Source organism: Serratia sp. MMO-28 (assembly GCF_037199905.1).
Lineage (GTDB): Bacteria > Pseudomonadota > Gammaproteobacteria > Enterobacterales > Enterobacteriaceae > Chania > Chania oryzae.
Genome location: NZ_JBBCVB010000004.1, coordinates 200,137 through 222,616, shown reverse-complemented (window position 1 = coordinate 222,616; position 22,480 = coordinate 200,137). Strand labels below are relative to the sequence as shown.

The following is a 22,480-nucleotide window of genomic DNA, read 5'->3' as shown; positions in this document are numbered from 1 at the left end:
GTTAATCCCCCGTTCTACTTGGTGACTAACTTATTTATGGAGAAAAAACATGTTGAATATCATCAGGCTGGCTTTTGCTTGCCTGCTATTGCTGTGGTTGCCTGCGTCGCAGGCGGCGGACAGCGGCTGGTTGCAAAGCGCGCAAAACCAGCACGCTAAAGTCAGGCTGCGTGCCGATACCAGCAACGGCGCTGAAACCCGCGTATTGCTGTCGGTTGAACTAGAGAAGGGCTGGAAGACTTACTGGCGATCGCCGGGGGAAGGCGGCATTGCGCCTGCGATCGTCTGGCAGGGCAATCCCCCCGCTGCCACCTGGTTCTGGCCGCTTCCCCAGCGTTTTGACGTGGCGGGGATTTCCACTCAGGGCTATCACGATCGGGTGACCTTACCGCTGGTGCTGAAAGGGCCGATACCACGCCAGCTTGCGGGCACGCTGACGCTCTCGACCTGTAACAACGTCTGTATTCTGACCGATTACCCGTTCAACCTGGATCTCAGTGCGCCGAATGATGCGCAGTTCAATCACGACTTTGCGCAGGCAATGGGGCAGGTGCCGATCGCCAGCGGCCTGTTGGAGAGCATCCGCGCTGTTTATCAGCAGGGGGAACTGCAAATCAGCGCCGAACGAGCGGCAGGCTGGCAACAGCCGGAGCTGTTCTTCGACACGCTAAAGGATGCCTCTCTGGGCCAGCCCAAGGTGAGCCACGATGGCACGCAGCTACAAGCGCGCATCCCGGTGAGCGACGGCTGGGGTGAAGCAGCCCCCGATCTGCGCGGTAAAACGCTGCGGCTGGTGGTCAGCGATGGCGGCATGGCGCAGGAAGCCACGGTAACTATCGGCGAACCGCTCGGTTTTTCTCCCGTGAGCGATGTTGCCTTATGGCAGGCGGTGCTGATGGCGCTGGCCGGTGGTTTTATCCTGAACCTGATGCCCTGCGTGCTGCCGGTGCTTGGGATGAAACTGGGTTCGATTCTGCAGGTAGAACGGCGCGATCGGCGCAGCGTGCGCTTACAGTTCCTGGCATCATCGGGCGGTATTGTGGCGTCGTTTATGGCGCTGGCGTTGCTGATGACGCTGTTACGGCTCAGCAATCACGCGCTCGGCTGGGGCATTCAGTTCCAGAATCCATGGTTTATCGGCTTTATGGTGCTGGTGACCTTGCTGTTCAGCGCCAACCTGTTTGGCCTGTTCCACCTGCAGCTATCTTCTGCGCTCAATACCCGGCTGGCGACTCGTAACGGCGATGGCCTGAGCGGGCACTTCTGGCAGGGGGCCTTTGCCACACTGCTGGCAACGCCGTGTTCGGCTCCTTTTCTGGGCATCGCGGTGGCGTTTGCCTTGGCAGCACCGCTGCCGGTGCTGTGGGGCATGTTTATCGCGCTGGGGATCGGTATGAGTTTGCCCTGGCTGTTTATCGCCGCCTGGCCCGCGCTGGCGCTACGCTTACCGCGCCCTGGCCGCTGGATGAACGGCATGCGTCTGGTGCTTGGCCTGCTGATGCTGCTGTCTTCGCTGTGGCTGCTCAGCCTGCTGAGTAATCATATCGGTTGGCAACCCACGCTGATTACGGGGGCGGTGCTGATGCTGGGCCTGCTGTTGGCGGTTTGGCTGCGGCTGGGATGGCGTAGCGCTGCCAGCGTGGCGGCAGTGGGGGGAGTGGCGTTGCTGATCGCTGCGTTCAGCGCAGGCCTGTGGCGGCAACCGCTGCATGACAATATTGCCTGGCAGCCGTTGTCTGAGCAGGCCATCACCCAGGCGCTGGCGCAGCATAAACGGGTGTTTGTCGATGTGACCGCCGACTGGTGCGTGACCTGTAAAGTCAACAAGCTCAACGTGTTGATGCGTGATGACGTGCAAAAAGCCCTCAGCGCCGAGGATGTGGTAGCGCTGCGTGGCGATTGGAGCCGCCCATCGGCGGCGATCTCCGCCTTTCTGCAACAACGCGGCAGCGCCGGGATCCCGTTTAACCAAATCTATGGCCCCGGCAGCCCTCAAGGGGAAGTGATGTCACCGCTGTTAAGCCGTGACGCCGTGCTGAAAGCCCTCGCCAATGCCAAAGGAAGCGAACAATGAAAACATTACTGATTTTACTGATGCTGACGATCTCCCCCGCCTGGGCCGCAGCCCCGTTTACTGCTGAGCAGGAGGCACGGATTAAGACGCTGATTCACGAAACGCTGGTGGCCAACCCAGAGATTCTGGCCGAAGCGGCGAATGCCTGGCAGCAGCAGGCCAGCAATCAGGTGCTCAAGCAGCAGGAAAAAAACTTGTTTAACGATCCCGCCAGCCCGCGCCTGGGTGCCAAAAATGCCAAGCTGACGCTGGTGGTGTTTACCGATTACAACTGCCCGTACTGCAAACAGTTTGATCCGGTACTGGAGAAGATCGTCAAACACTATCCCGAGGTGGCGCTGGTGCTGAAGCTGGTGCCGTTCAAGGGAGAAAGCTCGATCGGTTCGGCGCGCGTTGCGCTAACCACCTGGCAACAGCACCCGGAACAGTTTTGGCCGCTGCATGAACGTTTGATGGCGAAAAAGGGCTTTCACGACAACGCCAGTATTGCGGCTGCTCAGCAGAAAACGGGCGTTACGCCGGTGACACCCAGCGAGCAGAGCATGACGACGCTGCGCAGCAACATGCAACTGGCAGAACAGTTGGGCGTGCAGGGCACGCCTGCCACCGTGATTGGCGATCAGATCTTGCCGGGTGCGGTATCCTATGAGGATCTGGAGGAACTCGTGCAGCAACAACTGGCAAAGGTGAAAAATGGCTAGATTAACGCGTTGGGCGCGTGAACTGGTGGTTCTGGCGCTGATCGTGCTGGTGGCCAGCTTTGCCATGGATTGGCTGCGCGCGCCACAGGCTCCTCCGGCTTTCAATAACCAGATGCTGGAAACGCTCGACGGTGAGCCGGTATCGCTGGCCCAGCTCAGCGCGAGTAAACCGCTGTTGGTTTACTTCTGGGCAAGCTGGTGTGGCGTTTGCCGCTTTACGACGCCAAGCGTCGCCAGACTGGCGGCCAACGGTGGCAATGTGCTGACCGTGGCGCTGCGTTCCGGTGATGATCGGCAGGTTGAGCAGTTTTTGGCTCACAAACAGCTACAGCTGCCGGTGGTTAACGATCGGCGCGGCGAGCTGTCGGCACAGTGGCAGGTGGGTGTGACGCCGACTTTTGTGGTGATTTCTCAGGGCAGGGTGGTGCAGAGCACCAACGGTTGGACCAGCTACTGGGGCATGAAACTGCGGCTGTGGTGGGCCGCGGTTTAATTGCTCTGCACCTTGAGGATCGCCCGGCTTAAGCGGGCGATCCCTTCCTCGATCAGTTCTGGCGTATTGGCGGCAAAATTCAGCCGCAACCCCTGGGCCCCGCGCGCTTCGTCGGCATGGAAACATTCACCGCGCGCAAAGGTGACGCCCTGCTGCCAGGCGGCGGGCATCAGCGCCGTGGTGGTGACAGCATCAGGCAACTGTAGCCAGATAAATAACCCCCCTTCCGGAACCTCAAAACGGCAACCCGTGGGCAAGTGCCGCTGCAACGCCGCCACCATGGCATCGCGATGCAGACGATAGACCCTTCCCGCCCGGCGTAGCTGTTTGTCGTAGCGGCCAACGGTGACAAAGGCATCCAGAGCCCGCTGAATCAGGTTAGAACTGGTGAAGCTGTCAACGTGTTTCAACCTGGACAAGCGCAGATAATGCTCGCTGTCGGCCACCAGGTAACCGATACGCATACTCGGCAACAGCATTTTGGAGAAGGTGCTGACGTAAATCACCGTGCCCGGCGCTGCCAACGCGCGCAGCGAGGGCAGGCTTTTGCCGTTGTAACGCAGATCGCCGACAAAATCGTCCTCCAGAATCACGATGCCCGCCTGCTGTGCCAGAGCCAGCAAACGGCGGCGGCGCGCTTCACTCATGCAGCGGCCCGTCGGATTGTTGAAGTTGGGAATGGTGTAGATCATCTTCGGCCGATGCTGCTTGATCAGCGCTGGCAGCAGCTCAACGCACATGCCGTGCCGATCGCTGGCAACGGAAACAATGTTGATCTGGTGCATGCGCAGCAGGCCCAGCGCTTCGGCATAGGTGGGCTCTTCGACGATCACCGTATCGCCCGGCTGCAACAGCGTCTGGAAAATCAGGCTGATGGCATGCTGGGAACCGTTGGTGATCAGCACCTGCTCGGCGCGGGTGGGGATACCCTGTGCGGTCAGGATGCGCCCCAGCGTGTCGCGCAGCGGGTAGTAACCGCAGTAATCCCCGTAGCTGAAGGCTTCCTCCGCGTGGCGGCTGAGGATCGACAGCAGTATTTTGCGAAACTCCTCCAGCGGGAACACTTTGGAACTGCCAACGCCGGCAGCAAAGTTGATGATATGTTCCGGCAAGGGGATATCCGGGTAGCCGTCCAGCCGCGAGGTCACGGTCGTGAAGCGATCGAGCGGGAATGGCGCCAGAGAAAGTGGTTGTTGGGGCTCTGGGAGTGGTGGCAGGTGGTGGACATAGGCACCGCTACCGCGCCGTTGTTGCAGCAATCCTTTGGCCGTCAGTTCGGCATAGGCGTTTTCCACCGTTAAGCGGCTGACGGACAGCTTGCCCGCCAGGCTGCGCGTTGACGGCAGTTTGTCGCCAGCGGCGAAGGTGCCGCTCAGAATGGCGCGGCGTAACGCCTCTTCGATTTGCAGATACAGCGGAATGTCCTGCTGGCGATCTAACGGAATATGCATGCAAACTGGCTCGGTAGCTGGAGGTGATTTTTAATATATCCTATTATTACCGGGCCTCAAGCAAAGAAAAGTGGCCTGCATAACATCGGGGTAAAGTGGCTATGGCGGCAAAATATGGCCGCGTTAGAATCTCAGCCAGAAGAGTTAGCTGACGAAGATGTGAGGGTGTTATGTCATCACCAACGGGGATTTCCGCCGCGCCGCCGCTTGCCAGTGGGCGTATTTTAGCTGGCCGCAGCCAAGGCTATGTGATTGCCATTATCAGCGCCATGTTGTTGGCGTTTACCGCGATCATTATCCGTGCGCTGACGCAGTATTTTCACCTGCCGACCTTTGTGCTGGCCTTTTGGCGCGCCGCGCTGGTGGCTTTGGTACTGTTGCCGCTGCTGTTGCTGTTCAGGCCAGAATGGGCGCGCCTGCGCCGCGAACAGGTGCTGTTCTACGCCGGTTACGGCCTGCTGCTGGCGCTGTTCAACGGCCTATGGACGCTGTCGGTGGCCCTGAACGGCGCTTCGGTAGCCACTATCCTGACGTATTGCTCGGTGGGTTTTACCCTGTTTCTTGGTTGGATGATATACCGCGAGCGTCTTAGCCCGCGTGAGTTGCTGGTGATCGTGATCAGCCTGGGCGGGTGTTTTCTGGTAAGTAACGGCGACAGTATGGGCAACACGCGCTTCGATCTGCTTGGGCTGGTGGTCGGGATGTTATCCGGCATTGGTTATACCCTGTACACCCTCGGCGGGCGCATCGCCAGCGAACGGCGTTACCCGGTGTGGAACACCATTTTGTATGTGTTTGGTTTTTCTGCGGTTTATCAGTGGCTGTTTAATACCCTGCTGACGTTTTTCCCGCTGGCGGCGTTTCACGGCATGACTGGCGATCTGTGGTTTTTGTCGCAGGGGGCGCAAGGTATTCAGTGGAGCGGTTGGCTGTTGTTGCTCACCTTGGCCGCCGGGCCGACGCTGTTGGGGTTCGGTCTGTACAATATCAGCCTGAAAACGCTGCCATTGGCGGTGGCGAACCTGATCCTGTCGCTGGAGCTGGTGTTCACCGCGGTGATCGCCTATTTCCTGCTGGACGAAAATATGAACCAGCTACAGCTGCTCGGCAGTGCGCTGGTGATGGGCGGGGTATTGATGCTGAGAAAGCGGGAAGGATAAAAAAGGGGCCGATTGTGGCCCCTTGGGTGATTACTCTACCTTGGCGGCCTCGACGGTAATGCTGCGGCGCTTGCGCAATTTGCGCAGCACCGGTGGCAGGACCAGCACGGCAACTGCCAGCACCAGCAGGCATTGTGCGATCGTGCTGCTCCACAGGATGCCAAACTCACCGTTGCTGATCGACAGCGCGCGGCGCAGGTTCTGTTCCAGCATTTCCCCCAGTACAAAACCGAGGATCAGCGGCGACATCGGGAAGTGCATTTTCCGCAGCAGATAGCCAAATACCCCGAGCCCGACCATCAACAGCAGATCGAAAGTGGTGCTGTGTACGGCATAAACCCCCACCGCCGAGATAGCGGCGATGGCTGGCACCAGGAACCATAACGGCACGGTCAGCATGCGCGTGAACAGGCCGATCAGCGGGATGTTCATGATCAGCAACATCACGTTGGCAATCAGCAGTGCGGCGATCAGCCCCCAAACGATATCCGGTTGCTCGGTGAACATCGCCGGGCCTGGGGTGATGTTATACAGCGTCAATGCCCCCATCATCACCGCCGTGGTGCCGGAGCCCGGTACCCCCAGCGTCAGCATCGGGATAAACGAGCCGCAGGCCGAGGCGTTGTTAGCGGCTTCTGGCGCGGCCACGCCACGAATGTCCCCTTTACCAAAGGACTCGCTGTTGCCGCTGATTCGCTTCTCGGTCATATAGGTCAGCGCGCTGGCGATGGTTGCCCCTGCGCCTGGCAGGATGCCGACGAAAAAGCCGATAAATGAAGAGCGCAGAGTGGGGCCAACGCACTCGGCGGCCTCTTTGCGGTTGAACAGCAGGCGACCGGTTTTGCGGATCAGTTTCTGGCCGGTGCTGGTGCTTTCCAGCATCAGCAGGATCTCACTGACGGAGAACAGGCCAATCACTACCACGATAAATTGAATGCCATCGGAGAGGTGTACGCTGTCGAAAGTGAAGCGGTAAACGCCGGTATTGGCATCCACTCCCACCGTCGCCAGCCCCAGGCCGATCAGCGCTGCCAGCAGCGACTTCAACGGGTTTTCGCTCATCATGCTGCCAAGGCAGGCGATAGCAAACACCATCAGCGCGAAGTATTCCGCCGGGCCAAAGGCCAGCGACCAGCGCGCCAGCATCGGGGCGAACAGGATGATCCCCATAATGGCAATCAGTGAACCGACAAAAGAGCTGACCGCCGAGATCGACAGCGCTACGCCGGCACGCCCTTGCTGCGCCATCGGGTAGCCGTCCAAGGCGGTCATGATCGCCGCGGCATCACCCGGCACGTTGAGCAGAATCGACGAGATACGCCCGCCGTACTCACAGCCGATGTACACCGTAGCCAGCAGGATCAACGCCGATTCTGCAGGCAATTTCAGCGCGAACGCCAGCGGCAGCAGGATCGCCACGCCGTTGATTGGCCCCAGGCCGGGCAGCAAACCAACGATGGTACCGACAAAACAGCCGATCAGAGCGATAACCAGGTTCTGTGGCAGCAGCGCCACTTCGAACCCTTGTGATAAATACATCCAGGTTTCCATTATCGTCTCCGTTAGCTCAGCCAGGCGCCGAGTGGCAGCGTGACATCGAGTAGGTAATCAAAGGCAAAAAACAGCGACACGCCCATGACCGCGCCAGAGATCAACGCGGCCCTGACCGTGGCCTGAAACAGCAGGCCAATGCTGAAGGTCAGCAGCGCGGTGGCCAGCGGGAAGCCGAGCCATTCAAACCCCCAGGCGTACAGCACCAGGGTAATGACCAGCACCAGCAGGCGTTGCAGCACTTGCTTATGCGGCCATTCGATGACCTGCGGCCGGCGCAACAGTAACAGCGCAGCACACAGCGCCATCAGCCCCAGAATCGCCAGTGGGAAAGGGCGCGGCCCCAAGGGTTCATAGCTGTATTCGCTTTGAATGCCCCAGCCGATGAACAGGCCGCCGAAGCACAGCAGCAGCCAGATGCAGGCAAAAATACGATCGCTCATAGGGTGCCCCGAGGTTATTTGGCCAGACCGAACGCTTTTGCCTGTTCACGGTACTGGTTCACCTGATTTTTCACGTAGGCATCCAGTTCCTGACCGGTCATGTTGAACTCAAACAGACCGCGCAGATCGCGTTGTTTCTTGAATTCGTCGGTTGCCATGGTTTTCTTGAAGGTGTCGATCCACCACTGGTACTCTTCTTCGCTGACTTTCGGGCCAACGTAGAAACCACGGATGATCGGCCAGACCAGATTAAAGCCTTGCTCTTTAGCGGTAGGCACGCTGGCCAGTTCACCCGGCAGGCGTTCTTCGGCGTACACTGCCAGCACGCGGATTTTGTCGCCCTGCAGGTGAGGCACCATCTCGCTCAGATCGCCAGATACCGCCTGAATGTGATTGCCTAACAGCGCAGTGACCGGTTCGCCGCCGCCTTCAAACGCCACGTAACGCATCTTGTGCGGATCGATGCCCACTTCGCGCGCCAGCAGCGCGGTTTTCATCCAGTCCTGGCTGCCGATGGAAGCCCCGGCACCAAATACCACGCTGTTCGGATCTTTCTTGAAGGCATCCATCAGGTCTTTCAGCGTTTTGTAAGGTGAGTCGGCGCGCACCGCGATCATGCCGTAATCGGTGCCCACGGCTGCCAGCCACTTCACGTCATCTACGCCGTAACGGCCAAATTTGCCTTGCGACAGGTTCAGCAGCGAACCGCCAGAGAAGGCCACCACGGTGCCGAACTCTGCCGGGCGCTGGGCGACGATGGCGTTATAGGCAACGGCACCAACGCCGCCGGGCATGTAGGTGACGCGCATTGGTTTATCGATCGCTTTGGTTTCTTGCAACGAAACCTGGATCAGTTTACAGGTAAGATCGAAACCGCCGCCGGGCTTGGCCGGGGCGATACACTCTGTGCGGCTGGGGGCGTCAATGGCGAAGGCCTGGTTAGCAGCAAACAGCAGCGCAGTGGCGGTAAGCGTACGGGTAATTATTGTTTTCATGGTTTTCCCCATTGGTTTTGTTTCAGATTGTGAGAATCCCCGCTGACACGGGGTTGCTGAATTGTTAAAACAACAACCTTTCATTTACCTTTCATCGAGCAGCAAAGTTTACAGGATGTGATATGCGTCTCTTGTTAGTAGAAGATCACCCCGAGTTATCTCATTGGCTACAAAAGGCCCTGACCGGGCTCGGGTTTGCGGTGGATGTCGCCGCAGATGGGGTGATTGCCGACCACTTGTTATTGAACGAGAGCTACGCACTGGTGGTGTTGGATGTAGCGTTACCGCGGCTGAATGGCCTGGATCTGCTGGCACGGTTGCGTAAACGCGGGCAGGAGTTACCGGTGCTGTTACTCACGGCGCGGGCAGACGTGGCCGATCGGGTGAAAGGGTTGAACTTGGGGGCTGACGATTACCTCACCAAACCCTTTGAACTGAATGAGCTGGAGGCGCGCATCCGGGCGCTGTTGCGCCGCAGCGTGGGTGGCATGCAGCGGGCGCTGAAATACGGTGCGCTGACCTACCACGATGAAGGCTATTTTCTGCTGGAGGAAAAGCCATTAGCCCTGACGCCGCGCGAACTGGCGGTGCTGACCGCCTTGATGCATCGCCGTGGCCGCCCGGTGGCCAAGCAGCAACTGTTTGAGCAGATATTTACCCTGACGGATGAAGCCAACCCGGAAAGCATCGAGCTGTACGTGCACCGGGTACGCAAAAAACTGCAGGGCAGTAACGTGATGATTGTGACGCTGCGCGGCTTGGGTTACAGCCTGGAGCTGTGCGATGAAATGGCTTAAAGCGCCGCGTTCGCTGTTCAATCAGTTGCTGTTGTTCTTTGGTTTGCCGCTGCTGATGCTAGGGGGGATCTCGATCTACACCCATTATTTCAGCGCGATGAGCGCCGCCACGCTGGCTTACGATCGCACGCTGCTGGCCTCGGCGCGTACGGTGGCGGAACGGCTGGTGGTGCGCAATCAGCGGTTGGAAGTGGACGTGCCTTACGTGGTGCTCGACAGCTTTGAGCGCAACATGAACGATCAGCTTTACTATCAGGTGATCTCACCGGAAGGGCAGAGTATCTCGGGGTACCACGACTTACCCAAAATGCCTGAGTATATTCCACGCTCCAACCTGTATCCGGCGTTGGTGCATTTCTACGATGCGCAATACCGTGGCCGCCCGATTCGGGTTGCCGCGCTGTTCCAGCCGGTGAATGAATCCGGTGTGATGGGCATGGCGACCATCGTGGTGGCAGAAACGCTGGAGTCCCGGCGCTATCTGGCGCGGCAGATGCTGCTGGCGGCGTTGCTGAGCCAGGGCACGGTGGTGGTTCTGACGCTGATCCTGGCCTATGTGCTGCTGAAAAAGGTGCTGAAGCCGATGCGCAAGCTTTCCGGCATGATGCTGCGGCGCGACCCAGGGGAACTGACCCCTCTGCCGATGGTGTTGCCGTGGTCTGAAATGCAGCCCTTGCTGCTGGCGTTCAACCGTTACATCGAACGATTGCGGGTGATGGTGGCGCGCCAGGAGCGCTTCAGTGCCGATGCTTCTCATCAGCTCAGAACGCCATTGACGGTGCTGAAAACTCAGGTGAGCGTCGCCCTGGCAAGCGATCGGCCCGAACAGTGGCGGGAAAGCCTGGAGGGGATGAGTCACACCCTCGACAGCACCATAGCGCTGACCGATCGCTTACTTCATCTCTCGCGCCTGAAAGCGCATGAGCGCGATGCCGATCGCCAACTGCAGCCGGTCGATCTGGCCCAGCTACTGCGTGATGCCTGTTTCTCTCGCTTACCCCAGGCGCGCAGCAAGCAGATCGATCTCGGCTATGAAGGCGTTGAGCAGTGCCGGATAGCCGGGGAGGCCCTGCTGCTCACCGAGCTGTGCGCCAACCTGCTCGACAACGCGCTGAAATACACGCCCCCTCAGGGGATTGTCACCGCGCGTCTGCTGATTGAAGAGCAGCAAGGGATCCTGGAGATTGAAGACAGCGGGCCGGGGATTGCCGCGGAACAGACGCAAGCGGCGCTGCAGCCGTTCCATCGGCTGGACAACGTGGGTGCCCAACCAGGAGCAGGATTAGGGCTGGCGTTGGTCAAAGATATCACCCATTACCACCACACCCGCCCGGAGCTGTTGGCCTCTCCCCAGCTAGGCGGCCTGTTGGTGCGGGTGCGTTTTACATTGCTGGCTTAATGTTGGCTGAGCATCACTCTTTACAGGTAACAGGCGTGATTTCAGCCGCTTTCTTTCGCCCCAGCGGGGTGCGCAAGCGCTGCGACAGGAGCACGCCCAGTAGGGTGACGCCGCCGCCAATCAGGTGATAGCTCTGTAAATGTTCATGCAGGAACAGCACGGCGATAATGGCGGTAAATACCGGGGCCAGATTCATAAAGATCGAAGCGGTATTAGCCCCCAGGCGCATGACCCCTTGGATCCACAGGAACGGCGCAAAAATTGAAGCGGGAATACCGGCGAACAACACCAGTGGGATGTTCTGGTTGTTGAGCTGAACGTCCGGCGTCAGCAGGAAGTTAGGCAGCAGCAACAGCACGCCAAACAGGATCTGCATGTACAAAGACTGCCAGTTTGGCAAGGCGATCGCCCAACGCTTGGTCAGCACGCTGTAGAGCGCATAAGATGCCGCAGCGGCAAGCATCATCAGTTCACCTTTGCCAATGCCATGCTCCAGTAATTGCCCCGGCTGACCGGCGCTCACCAGCCACACCAGGCCGCCAAGCGACAGAATAGCGCCCAGCGCGATGCCGACGGTAGGGGCGACACGCAGCACAACAATGCTGATTAATACGGTCAACAGCGGGATCAGCGAGTTAAGAATACCCATAAACAGTGCGCTAACGCTGTGCGCGGCGTAATACGCCAGGCTTTGGTACAGCACCATCCCCAGCAGGCCAAGAATCAGCAGTTTCCAGAGATTGGCGCGCACGGTTGGCCAATTGCGGATCACGCCCGGTAGTGCGAATGGGGTTAACACTATCAGGGCCAACAGCCAGCGGTAGAAAGAGATCGCTGCCGGATCGATGGCGGTGGCGGAAACTTTGCTGACGATGGCGTTGATCGACCAAATCAGCACGGCCAGGAAGGGGAAAAGCATATTCATGATAATTATTCTCAACAACTGATAAGCTACTGGCTAGTCTACCTGTGTCCGGTTTATTATATATAGTGATAACCAGACACTCTTTCGCGAAATCAAGACAACTTCACTATGGCTGAAACCCGTCATTCTCCCTCCGCCGAGGTGGCCGCACCACGCACCTTGTTTTTTCACTGCGAAGAAACCAATGCTGATACCGAATATCTGCCACATAGCCACGACTGGGGACAGGTGGTATGCGTTAAGACCGGCGTGATAGCGTTGAATATTGCCGGGCAGCGCTTTCTGGCACCGCCGGAGTTTGCGGTCTGGCTGCCAATCGGCATGGAGCATTCCAGCTATAACCGCAAGCCAGCGCTGTTTCGCACCATCAATATAGCCAAATCGCTGTGCGTGGGTTTGCCGGAGCAGGCGTGCTTGCTCAATGTGTCGCCGGTGTTCAGCGCCATCGTTGAAGACTGCCTGGCGCGCCGGATGTTGGAGCCGCAAACCGAAGAAGACCTGCGCCTGTGCCAGGTGCTGATCGATCAACTGCGTATTTCGCCGGTCCAGCAAACCTATCTGCCGACTTCGCAGGATAAATTCCTGGCTCCGGTGCTGCAGGCGCTGGAGCGCAGCCCGGCAGACAATACCTCGCTGGCGGTGTGGGCCGGGCGGGTATATACCACGGAAAGAACCCTTTCGCGCCGTTGTCAGCAGGAATTGGGGATGTCGTTCAGCGAATGGCGCCAGCGCCTGCGTTTTTTGCACGCACTTTCGCTGCTCGAACAAGGGAAAACCGTGCAGGAGGTGGCGCTGGATGTTGGCTACAGCTCGGCTTCCGCGTTTATCGTCATGTTCCAGCAGGTGGCTGGCACCACCCCGGAACGTTTTCGTCGCGCATAACAACGTTTGGGGTTCTGTACCATTCGGTGGCACACTATTTTGCCGCTTGAGCGCCAATCCCGTCGGAGAATAACGTGAAGATTTTAGTTGATGAAAATATGCCCTATGCGGTGGAGCTGTTCGGCCGCTTGGGTGAAACGCTGGCGGTGCCTGGCCGCCCGATCCCACGCGAGGCGCTGGCCGATGCCGACGCGCTGATGGTGCGCTCGGTGACGAAAGTGAACCAGGATCTGCTGGCAGGCACCGGTATTGGCTTTGTCGGCACCGCCACTGCGGGGACCGATCACGTTGATGAAGTGTGGTTGCAACAGGCCGGTATCGGCTTTTCGGCTGCGCCCGGATGTAACGCCATTGCGGTGGTGGAATATGTGTTTTCTGCCCTGATGCTGCTGGCCGAGCGTGATGGTTTCCACCTGCGCGATAAAACCGTCGGTATCGTCGGTGTGGGCAATGTGGGTTCCCGCTTGGATGCGCGCCTGAAAGCGTTGGGGGTGCGTACCTTGTTGTGCGATCCGCCGCGTGCCGATCGCGGTGATGCCGGTGAGTTCTGGCCATTGGAAAAGCTGGTGGCTGAAGCGGATGTGCTGACTTTCCACACCCCGCTGAACAAGTCCGGCCCGTATAAATCCCTGCACTTGGCTAACGCCGATCTGCTCGACGCGTTACCGGATGACCGTATCCTGATCAACGCCTGTCGTGGTGCGGTGGTGCACAACGCCGCCTTGCTCAAGGTGCTTGAGCAAGGTAAGCGGCTCAGCACGGTGCTGGACGTGTGGGAACCTGAGCCGGAGCTTTCCTTGCCGCTGCTGGATTGGGTGGACATTGGCACCGCCCATATTGCCGGTTATACGCTGGAGGGCAAAGCGCGCGGCACCACTCAGGTATTTGAAGCCTTCGCCCAGCATCTGGGGCAGCCGCAGCAGATCGCACTGGCTTCACTGCTGCCAGTGCCGGAATTCAGCGAGGTTCGCCTCAACGGGCCGCTGGATGAAGGCAAGTTAAAACGATTGATGCACTTGGTGTATGATGTGCGCCGCGATGATGCGCCGCTGCGTAACGTGGCCGGGTTGCCGGGCGAGTTTGATCGCTTGCGTAAGCATTATCAGGAGCGCCGCGAATGGTCTTCGCTGCGGGTGCTGTGTGATGACAGCGCCAGCGCGGAACTGCTGCATAAGCTGGGCTTTGGCGTGCAATAATGCATAGTTATGCAGTAAAGGTGTAAGGGATCGCCCCCTATCCCTGTGGAAGAGGGCCGGGGTGAGGGGCTGTCGTCTAGTGAGTGCCCCCTAATCCTTTCCCCAAAAGAGAGGGGGAAAGGATGAGCTTTAAACCAACTTTTTATACTCGGGCGGTGGTTTTACCGCCCGCTTGCAAATGAATACTCTGGAGATAACCCAATGTCTGACGGCTGGAATATCGCTCTGCTCGGCGCGACGGGCGCAGTAGGTGAAGCGTTGCTGGAATTGTTGCAGGAACGTCAGTTCCCGGTGGGTGAACTCTATCCTTTAGCCAGTGAACGCAGCGCCGGTGCCACGGTGCGCTTCAACGGCAAGTCCCTGTTGGTGCAAAACGCCGAAGAATTTGACTGGTCGCAGGCGCAGTTGGCATTTTTTGTCGCCGGGACGCAAGCGGCCGCCCGCTATGCGGATGAGGCCGGCAACATGGGCTGCCTGGTGATTGACACCAGCGGCCTGTTTGCTCTGGAGCCGGATGTGCCGCTGGTGGTGCCAGGCGTTAACCCGCAGGTGCTGGCAGATTACCGTAACCGCAATATCGTGGCGGTGGCCGATAGCATGGTGAGCCAACTGCTGACGGCGATTAAACCTCTCACCGAGCAGGCGGGGCTTTCGCGTTTACACGTCACTACGCTGATGTCGGTTTCGGCACGTGGCAAAGTGGCGGTGGACGATCTGGCGGGCCAGAGTGCGCGTCTGCTGAACGGCATTCCTGCCGAACCGGGCGTGTTTGCCAAACAATTGGCCTTCAACATTCTGCCGTTGATGGCGGATGAGCAGGGCAGCGTGCGTGAAGAGCGCCTGATCGTCGATCAGGTGCGTAAAGTATTACAGGACGAAGGGCTGCCTATCTCGGTAAGCTGCGTCCAGTCACCGGTATTTTACGGCCATGCGCAGGTGGTGCATCTGGAAGCGTTACGCCCGATCGCCGCAGAAGAAGCACGCAGCGAGCTGGAACAGGCCGAAGATATTCAACTGAGTGAAGAAGACGATTATCCGACCCAGGTGACGGAAGCTTCCGGCAGCGATGTGTTGTGCATCGGCTGCCTGCGTAATGATTACGGTATTCCTGAAATGCTGCAGTTCTGGTCGGTGGCCGACAACGTGCGCTTTGGCGGCGCGCTGATGGCGATCGAAACCGCTGAGCGCCTGTTGCAGGAGCAGATGTACTGATGTCTGAAGTGGAGTTGCCAACCCCGCCGTTGCTGAAGATTGCGCTGGGGATTGAGTATGATGGCAGCCGATATTACGGCTGGCAGCGTCAGCAGGAAGTGGCAAGCGTGCAGGCCTGCCTGGAAAAGGCGCTGAGCAAGGTTGCGGATGCGCCGATCGGCGTATTTTGCGCCGGGCGAACCGACGCTGGGGTGCATGCCACCGGCCAGGTGGTGCATTTTGAGACCGCGGCGCTCCGCAAGGAGGCGGCCTGGACGATGGGCGTCAACAGCCATCTGCCGCCGGATATCGCCGTGCGCTGGGTCAAGGAGGTCAGCAGTGATTTCCATGCCCGTTTCAGCGCCACCGCCCGCCGCTATCGTTACATCATCTTTAATCATCGTTATCGCCCGGCGGTGCTGCAGCAAGGGGTCACCCATTTTTACCATCCGCTGGATGCCGATCGCATGCATCGTGCGGCGCAGGCGTTGTTAGGAGAGAACGATTTTACGTCGTTTCGCGCCGTGCAGTGCCAGTCGCGTACCCCGTGGCGTAACGTCAAGCAGGTTAAAGTGACGCGTTACGGCGAATATATTGTGGTGGATATCAAGGCCAATGCCTTTGTACACCATATGGTGCGTAACATTGTGGGTAGCCTGATGGAGATTGGCTGCGGGAATCAGAGTGAGAACTGGATGGCCGAACTGTTGGCGCTGAAGGATCGCAACCTGGCGGCCGCTACGGCGCGGGCAGAGGGGTTGTATCTGGTCGCCGTCGATTATCCTGAGCAGTTTGCTTTACCGCGGCCACCGATGGGGCCGCTGTTTTTAGCTGACGATTAAGCAGCCTGATGGCAGGTTAATGCGTTGTTCACTGGTGTAAATACCGGGTGGGAGAGACACTCGGTTAGACGAGAGAGTTTATGGATATCATTAAGTTTATCATTGATTTCATTCTGCATATTGACGTGCATCTGGCTGAACTGGTGGCGCAATATGGCATGTGGGTTTACGCCATTCTGTTCCTGATCCTGTTCTGTGAAACCGGGCTGGTGGTGACGCCGTTCCTGCCGGGAGATTCTCTGCTGTTTGTTGCCGGTGCGCTGGCTGCGCTGCCGTCTAACGATCTCAACGTACACACCATGGTGGCATTGATGGTGATCGCCGCGGTGATCGGCGATGCCGTCAACTATACGATTGGCCGGTTGTTTGGCGAGAAGCTGTTCAGCAACCCGGATTCAAAAATTTTCCGCCGCAGCTATCTGGATAAAACGCATCAATTTTATGAAAGACACGGCGGAAAAACCATTATCCTGGCGCGATTTGTGCCGATCGTGCGGACATTCGCCCCGTTTGTTGCCGGGATGGGGCACATGTCCTATCGTCATTTTGCTGCGTATAACGTGATTGGTGCGCTACTTTGGGTGCTGCTGTTCACTTATGCTGGTTACCTTTTTGGCGACCTGCCGATCGTGCAGGAAAACTTGAAATTGTTGATCGTTGGGATCATCTTTGTTTCAATTCTGCCGGGCATTATTGAAATCTGGCGCCACAAACGCGCGGCTGCCCGCCAGCAAAAACAGTAAAAACAGCGCTTAACCTATCGGTTCGACCAGTTTTTTATCCACAGGACCGGGCCGATATGGTTTAATGAGCGACATTTATGGTCTGTTCCTGCGAACAACCTTGAAACCAGTGCCTCGGCAGCACGCCTATCGTGCTGATTTCGGGCGCTTTTTCACTGGGTCTGTTTTCGGGGGGATTGTTACAGCATGAACAGCGGACTGGCGTCTGCCAGGTTCAAACAGAAAGGTCATCGATGAGCTGGATTGAACGAATTCTTAACAAGAGCAATATTACACAAACCCGCAAGGTGAGCATTCCCGAAGGGGTTTGGACCAAGTGCGATAGCTGCGGCCAGGTTCTCTATCGTGCCGAGCTGGAGCGCAATCTTGAAGTGTGCCCGAAGTGCGATCACCATATGCGTATGTCAGCGCGTATGCGTTTGCATACCCTGCTGGATGAAGACAGCGAGGTGGAGTTGGGCAGCGAACTGGAGCCGAAAGACGTTCTGAAGTTCAAGGATTCCAAAAAGTATAAAGACCGCCTGGTGGCTGCACAGAAAGCGACAGGTGAGAAAGACGCGCTGGTGGTGATGAAAGGCACGCTGTACGGCATGCCGGTGGTAGCCGCTTCCTTCGAATTTGCTTTTATTGGTGGTTCGATGTCTTCCGTCGTCGGCGCGCGCTTTGTGCGTGCGGTAGAACAGGCGCTGGAAGATAACTGCCCGCTGATCTGCTTCTCTGCCAGCGGCGGCGCGCGCATGCAGGAAGCGCTGATGTCGCTGATGCAGATGGCGAAAACCAGTGCTGCACTCGCCAAACTGCAGGAGCGCGGTCTGCCGTATATTTCTGTGCTGACCGATCCGACCATGGGCGGTGTTTCCGCCAGCTTGGCGATGCTGGGTGATATCAATATTGCCGAGCCAAAAGCGCTGATTGGCTTTGCCGGCCCACGGGTTATCGAACAGACCGTACGCGAAAAACTGCCGCCGGGCTTCCAGCGCAGCGAGTTCCTGATCGAAAAGGGCGCGATTGACATGATCGTACGCCGTCCGGTGATGCGTCAGACTTTGGCGAGCATTCTTTCCAAACTGACCAACCAACCGCAGCCGCAGTTTGACGACGCGGCACCGGTTGCTGCACAAGAAAATCAGGCTGATGCCTGATCCGCAGAAGAGCGGCCGCACCGGTCACTGACCGGTGCGGTATTTCAATCGCCATTTTGTGGCTAGCGTGATTGAAAACGCAAAGCGTCGCCTTACGGGTATATGAAGCGATGGAACCCATGCAAAACCACCCAATTCCCCAAGCCACGTCGCCATTGAGCTCGTGGCTTTATTATCTGGAACGCTTGCACAGCCAGGCGATCGAACTCGGCCTGGAGCGCGTGCAGCGCGTTGCGGCACATCTTGACCTGCTCACACCTGCTCCCACGGTATTTACCGTTGCCGGTACCAACGGCAAAGGCACCACCTGCCGTACGCTGGAAGCTATCCTGCTGGCCGCCGGGTTACGTGTTGGTGTCTACAGTTCACCGCACCTGGTGCGTTATACCGAGCGGGTACGCGTTCAGGGGGAGGAACTGAGCGAAGCGGAACATAGCCGCTCGTTTGCGGCCATTGAAGCCGGGCGTGGTGCAACCTCTCTGACCTATTTCGAATTCGGTACGCTGTCGGCGTTGCAACTGTTCAAACAGGCTAAGCTTGACGTGGTGATCCTGGAAGTCGGGCTGGGCGGGCGCTTGGACGCGACCAATATCGTCGACCCGAGCGTGGCGGTGGTAACCAGTATCGCCCTGGATCACACCGACTGGCTGGGGAGCGATCGCGAAAGCATTGGCCGTGAGAAAGCGGGGATTTTCCGCAGCGGCAAACCGGCGATCGTCGGCGAACCGGATATGCCGCTCAGCATTCAGCAAGTGGCAGAGAATCTGGCCGTTCCGCTGTACCGCCGTGGCGATGCCTGGAACTTCAGCGAGCAGGGTGAACGCTGGCAATGGGAGGGGGATGGCACCAGGCTGACCAATCTGCCGCTGCCAAACGTGCCGCTGGCCAATGCGGCAACCGCGCTGGCAGCACTGCACTATTCTGCGCTTGAGATCGATGAGAAAGCGATTTTTGCCGGATTACAGCAGGCAACTCTGCCAGGGCGCTTCCAGATTGTGCAGCGGGAACCGTTGCTGATCCTGGACGTGGCGCATAACCCGCATGCGGCGGCCTATCTGGCCGGGCAACTGGCGAAGTTGCCACGCAATGGCGGCAAGGTGCGTGCCGTGGTGGGCATGCTGTCGGATAAAGACATTGCCGGTACGCTGGCTTGCCTGAGCGGGCAGGTGGATGTCTGGTACTGCGCCCCGCTGGAGGGCCCGCGCGGTGCCAGCGTTGCGCTGCTGGCGCAGCATTTAACGGAACCGCGGCAGTTTAGCGATGTCCAAACTGCCTGGCGTCAGGCGATGCAGGATGCAGATCTTCAGGACATTGTGATCGTCTGCGGTTCGTTCCACACCGTTGCACACGTGATGGCGGCGTTAGACGAGAGGCGGGGAGCGTGAGTGGCAAGTAAATTTCAGAACCGACTGGTTGGCACCGTGATTCTGGTTGCTCTGGGGGTCATTATCCTGCCGGGGTTGCTGGACGGAAAGAAGAGACATTATGAGGATGAGTTCGCAGCCATTCCTCTGGTGCCGAAACCGGGTGATGTGCATGAAACCGACGTGATACCGCCGGTGAATCAGCCGTTGCCTGCACAGCCGCCGGAAGGGGCAGGTGCCTTGGTTGAACAGCAAGCGGCATCCGAAGCAGCAGCCCAGCAGGTGGTAAATAATCAACGTGGGCAGCAGCAGGAACAGCAGCAGCCAGCCGCGGTAACTCCACCGCCGATCGAAACCAAGCCGGTGCCACAGCCCAAGCCGAAACCGGTGGACACCAAACCGGTGGAGGTGAAGCCAAAACCGATTGTGCCACCGAAGGTGGAACCTAAGCCAGAAGTGAAGCCGGAGCCTAAACCCGAACCGAAGCCAGAGCCAAAACCCGCGGCTGAAGAAAAAGCGCCGGTAGGGCAGGCTTATGTGGTGCAGCTGGGGGCGCTGAAAAATGCCGCCAAGGTTAACGAGATCGTCGCCTCGCTGCGTTTATCTGGCTACCGCGCTTATACCGTGCCTTCAACCCCGGTGCAGGGCGAGATTACGCGGATCTTCGTCGGGCCGGATGCGTCGAAGCAGAAGCTGCAAGCGTCACTGCCTGCATTGAATGGCATTAGTGGCCTGAGCGGGCAGGTGAAAGCCTATAGTGCACGCTGACAGGCTCCCGCTCCCTCCTCTCCGGGGGAGGGGCGGTAGAAACATCAATGAAAGTGCGCCTTTCAAGGGCGAAACCACCTATGTGGGCGCGGCGATTAAGAAATTTTTTATCGCCGTTTTTTATTTGTTACGTGGTGGGAAATCCCCTACGCAAACGTTTTCTTTTTCTGTTAGAATTCGCCGCGAATTGGTCATACCCGATAGCATTCGAGCCGTATCGAGGCACTCAGCAGCGATGCAGCGTGAAGGATAAAGGGAGTGCAAGGGGCGATTCATTATTGGAATGGTCATGGTCTGGATTGATTACGTCATTTTAGCGTTGATTGGATTTTCGGCTCTGGTGAGCCTGATCCGAGGTTTTGTACGTGAAGCCTTGTCACTGGTGACATGGGGATGTGCGTTCTTTGTTGCCAGCCATTTCTACCCTTACCTTGCAGCCTATTTCACTCGTTTTGAAGATGAACTGGTAAGGAACGGCATTGCGATTGCCATTTTGTTTATCGCAACGCTGATTGTAGGCGCTATCGTTAACTATGTGATTGGTTCACTGGTAGAGAAAACGGGGTTATCGGGCACCGATCGGGTGCTGGGCGTGTGTTTCGGCGCATTGCGCGGCGTGTTGATTGTGGCGGCGATACTGTTTTTCCTGGATACCTTTACCACCCTGTCACAAAGTGCGGATTGGAAACAGTCACAGCTTATTCCCCAGTTCAGCTATATCATCAGGTGGTTTTTTGACTACCTGCAGAGCACGTCGAGTTTCTTACCGTCCCATTTACCGGGGCAGTAGCGGCTTAGAGGAAAAAACAACATGTGCGGTATTGTCGGTATCGCCGGTTTTATGCCGGTAAACCAGTCGATTTATGATGCGTTGACGGTGCTTCAGCACCGTGGACAAGATGCCGCAGGCATCGTCACCATTGATGCCCATAACGGGTTCCGTCTGCGTAAAGCAAACGGTCTGGTGAAGGATGTGTTTGAAGCACGGCATATGCAACGTTTGCAGGGCAATATGGGGATCGGCCACGTGCGTTACCCCACTGCAGGCAGCTCCAGTGCTTCAGAGGCGCAGCCTTTCTACGTCAACTCGCCGTTCGGTATTACGCTGGCTCACAACGGCAACCTGACCAACGCCCATGAACTGCGCCAGAAGTTGTTTGAAAGTGGCCGCCGTCATGTCAACACCACGTCCGATTCCGAGATTCTGCTGAACGTGCTGGCCACCGAGCTTGACCGTTTCCAGCACTATCCGCTGGAGTCCGATAATATTTTCACCGCGGTAGCGGCAATGCATCAGCAACTGCGCGGTGCCTATGCCTGTGTGGCGATGATTATCGGTCATGGACTGGTCGCGTTCCGCGATCCTAACGGTATTCGCCCCTTGGTGATCGGCAAGCGCGCGTTGGAAGATGGCCGCTGTGAGTACATGGTGGCATCCGAGAGCGTCGCGCTGGATACGCTGGGCTTTGAATTCTTGCGGGACGTGGCACCGGGTGAAGCGGTCTACATCACCGAAAAAGGCCAACTGTTCACCCGCCAGTGTGCAGAGAACCCCAAAACCAATCCATGCCTGTTCGAATATGTCTACTTTGCCCGCCCAGATTCCTTTATGGACAAGATTTCTGTCTACAGCGCCCGCGTGCGTATGGGGCAAAAGCTGGGCGAAAAGATTGCTCGCGAGTGGGAAGATCTGGATATCGATGTGGTGATCCCGATCCCGGAAACTTCTTGTGATATCGCGCTGGAAATCGCGCGTATCCTGGATAAACCCTATCGTCAGGGCTTTGTGAAAAACCGCTATGTCGGCCGCACTTTTATCATGCCTGGCCAGCAGGCTCGCCGCCAGTCGGTGCGCCGTAAGCTGAATGCCAATCGTGCCGAGTTCCGCGACAAGAACGTGCTGTTGGTGGATGACTCGATCGTTCGTGGCACCACTTCTGAGCAGATTGTGGAAATGGCACGTGATGCCGGGGCTAAACGCGTTTATCTGGCTTCTGCCGCGCCGGAAATCCGTTTCCCGAACGTTTATGGTATTGATATGCCGAGTGCCACCGAGCTTATCGCCCACGGGCGTGAGGTGGATGAAATCCGCCAACTCATCGGCGCCGATGGCCTGATTTTCCAGGATCTGAACGATCTGATCGAAGCGGTACGCGAAGAGAATCCAGACATTACCCAGTTTGAATGCTCGGTGTTTAACGGCATTTACGTGACCAAAGATGTTGACCAGAGCTATCTGGAATATCTGGAAGCGCTGCGTAATGACGATGCCAAAGCGTTGCGCGGGCAAACGGAAGCGGAAAACCTGGAAATGCACAACGAAGGCTAGGCATACAGCCTGGTTTCGCGCCAAAAAGATGCAC

21 protein-coding genes are annotated in these 22,480 nt (G+C 57.8%); 16 read left to right on the top strand and 5 right to left on the bottom strand.

The window, feature by feature from the left end:
- Positions 1-49 precede the first annotated feature (49 nt).
- From WG891_RS05395 to WG891_RS05385, 3 genes are read left to right on the top strand one after another with little or no spacing between them, the layout of a single operon-like run.
- Positions 50-2,074, top strand: a complete 2,025-nt coding sequence (locus tag WG891_RS05395) for a protein-disulfide reductase DsbD family protein (RefSeq protein ID WP_337261809.1) — start codon at positions 50-52, stop codon at positions 2,072-2,074.
- A complete protein-coding gene (locus WG891_RS05390; RefSeq protein WP_337261808.1) occupies positions 2,071-2,775 on the top strand; it encodes a DsbA family protein in 705 nt (234 codons plus the stop codon). The genes WG891_RS05395 and WG891_RS05390 overlap by 4 nt, the downstream gene beginning before the upstream one ends.
- The gene (locus tag WG891_RS05385; protein WP_337261807.1) at positions 2,768-3,268 is read left to right on the top strand and encodes a protein disulfide oxidoreductase; all 501 of its coding nucleotides are present in this window, start codon (positions 2,768-2,770) and stop codon (positions 3,266-3,268) included. The genes WG891_RS05390 and WG891_RS05385 overlap by 8 nt, the downstream gene beginning before the upstream one ends.
- Here the strand turns inward: WG891_RS05385 and pdxR are convergent.
- Positions 3,265-4,719, bottom strand: a complete 1,455-nt coding sequence (gene pdxR / locus WG891_RS05380) for a MocR-like pyridoxine biosynthesis transcription factor PdxR (RefSeq protein WP_337261806.1) — start codon at positions 4,717-4,719, stop codon at positions 3,265-3,267. The genes WG891_RS05385 and pdxR overlap by 4 nt on opposite strands.
- A gap of 170 nt (positions 4,720-4,889) precedes the next feature.
- Between pdxR and WG891_RS05375 the strand changes: the two genes are divergently transcribed.
- Positions 4,890-5,879: a DMT family transporter gene (locus tag WG891_RS05375; RefSeq protein WP_337261805.1), complete on the top strand. Its 990-nt coding sequence runs from the start codon at positions 4,890-4,892 to the stop codon at positions 5,877-5,879.
- A 30-nt stretch (positions 5,880-5,909) separates the two neighbouring features.
- Here the strand turns inward: WG891_RS05375 and WG891_RS05370 are convergent, their stop codons facing one another.
- Genes WG891_RS05370 through WG891_RS05360 form a run of 3 tightly spaced genes read right to left on the bottom strand, consistent with a single transcriptional unit; the run spans position 5,910 to position 8,868 of the window.
- Positions 5,910-7,430 (bottom strand): tripartite tricarboxylate transporter permease, encoded by a 1,521-nt coding sequence (locus WG891_RS05370; RefSeq protein WP_156292542.1) that lies wholly within the window; start codon positions 7,428-7,430, stop codon positions 5,910-5,912.
- A gap of 11 nt (positions 7,431-7,441) precedes the next feature.
- Positions 7,442-7,873, bottom strand: coding sequence for a tripartite tricarboxylate transporter TctB family protein (locus WG891_RS05365; RefSeq protein WP_076941640.1), 432 nt, complete (start codon positions 7,871-7,873; stop codon positions 7,442-7,444).
- Between the two features lie 14 nt (positions 7,874-7,887).
- Entirely contained in the window at positions 7,888-8,868 is a 981-nt protein-coding gene (locus tag WG891_RS05360) for a Bug family tripartite tricarboxylate transporter substrate binding protein (protein WP_076941639.1), read from the bottom strand.
- 122 nt (positions 8,869-8,990) lie between these two features.
- Here WG891_RS05360 and tctD point away from each other — a divergent pair, with 122 nt between their 5' ends.
- Together tctD and WG891_RS05350 are read left to right on the top strand one after the other, a co-directional pair.
- The gene (gene tctD / locus WG891_RS05355) at positions 8,991-9,665 is read left to right on the top strand and encodes a transcriptional regulator TctD (protein WP_076941638.1); all 675 of its coding nucleotides are present in this window, start codon (positions 8,991-8,993) and stop codon (positions 9,663-9,665) included.
- Positions 9,652-11,064, top strand: a complete 1,413-nt coding sequence (locus tag WG891_RS05350; RefSeq protein ID WP_337261804.1) for a sensor histidine kinase — start codon at positions 9,652-9,654, stop codon at positions 11,062-11,064. Before tctD ends, WG891_RS05350 begins: the two co-directional genes overlap by 14 nt.
- 13 nt (positions 11,065-11,077) lie before the next feature.
- Here the strand turns inward: WG891_RS05350 and WG891_RS05345 are convergent, their stop codons facing one another.
- The gene (locus WG891_RS05345; RefSeq protein WP_337261803.1) at positions 11,078-11,989 is read right to left on the bottom strand and encodes a DMT family transporter; all 912 of its coding nucleotides are present in this window, start codon (positions 11,987-11,989) and stop codon (positions 11,078-11,080) included.
- 108 nt (positions 11,990-12,097) lie between these two features.
- Here WG891_RS05345 and WG891_RS05340 point away from each other — a divergent pair, with 108 nt between their 5' ends.
- The 10 genes from WG891_RS05340 to purF all read left to right on the top strand — a co-directional run bounded on the left by WG891_RS05340 (position 12,098) and on the right by purF (position 22,446).
- Positions 12,098-12,871 (top strand): AraC family transcriptional regulator, encoded by a 774-nt coding sequence (locus WG891_RS05340; protein WP_337261802.1) that lies wholly within the window; start codon positions 12,098-12,100, stop codon positions 12,869-12,871.
- Between the two features lie 74 nt (positions 12,872-12,945).
- The gene (locus WG891_RS05335; protein ID WP_337261801.1) at positions 12,946-14,067 is read left to right on the top strand and encodes a DUF3410 domain-containing protein; all 1,122 of its coding nucleotides are present in this window, start codon (positions 12,946-12,948) and stop codon (positions 14,065-14,067) included.
- 201 nt (positions 14,068-14,268) lie between these two features.
- A complete protein-coding gene (locus WG891_RS05330; protein WP_076941633.1) occupies positions 14,269-15,279 on the top strand; it encodes an aspartate-semialdehyde dehydrogenase in 1,011 nt (336 codons plus the stop codon).
- Positions 15,279-16,100 (top strand): tRNA pseudouridine(38-40) synthase TruA, encoded by an 822-nt coding sequence (gene truA, locus WG891_RS05325; RefSeq protein WP_076941632.1) that lies wholly within the window; start codon positions 15,279-15,281, stop codon positions 16,098-16,100. The genes WG891_RS05330 and truA overlap by 1 nt, the downstream gene beginning before the upstream one ends.
- A gap of 80 nt (positions 16,101-16,180) precedes the next feature.
- Positions 16,181-16,843, top strand: a complete 663-nt coding sequence (locus WG891_RS05320) for a DedA family protein (protein WP_076941631.1) — start codon at positions 16,181-16,183, stop codon at positions 16,841-16,843.
- Positions 16,844-17,076: 233 nt separating this feature from the next.
- On the top strand, positions 17,077-17,985 hold the full coding sequence (gene accD, locus WG891_RS05315; RefSeq protein ID WP_337261800.1) for an acetyl-CoA carboxylase, carboxyltransferase subunit beta: 909 nt from the start codon (positions 17,077-17,079) through the stop codon (positions 17,983-17,985).
- A gap of 119 nt (positions 17,986-18,104) precedes the next feature.
- A complete protein-coding gene (gene folC, locus WG891_RS05310; protein WP_337261799.1) occupies positions 18,105-19,370 on the top strand; it encodes a bifunctional tetrahydrofolate synthase/dihydrofolate synthase in 1,266 nt (421 codons plus the stop codon).
- On the top strand, positions 19,371-20,117 hold the full coding sequence (gene dedD / locus WG891_RS05305; RefSeq protein ID WP_337261798.1) for a cell division protein DedD: 747 nt from the start codon (positions 19,371-19,373) through the stop codon (positions 20,115-20,117). It abuts the gene before it with no gap.
- Positions 20,118-20,406: 289 nt separating this feature from the next.
- On the top strand, positions 20,407-20,907 hold the full coding sequence (gene cvpA, locus WG891_RS05300; protein ID WP_037402622.1) for a colicin V production protein: 501 nt from the start codon (positions 20,407-20,409) through the stop codon (positions 20,905-20,907).
- A 21-nt stretch (positions 20,908-20,928) separates the two neighbouring features.
- A complete protein-coding gene (gene purF / locus WG891_RS05295) occupies positions 20,929-22,446 on the top strand; it encodes an amidophosphoribosyltransferase (RefSeq protein WP_337261797.1) in 1,518 nt (505 codons plus the stop codon).
- Positions 22,447-22,480 lie beyond the last annotated feature (34 nt).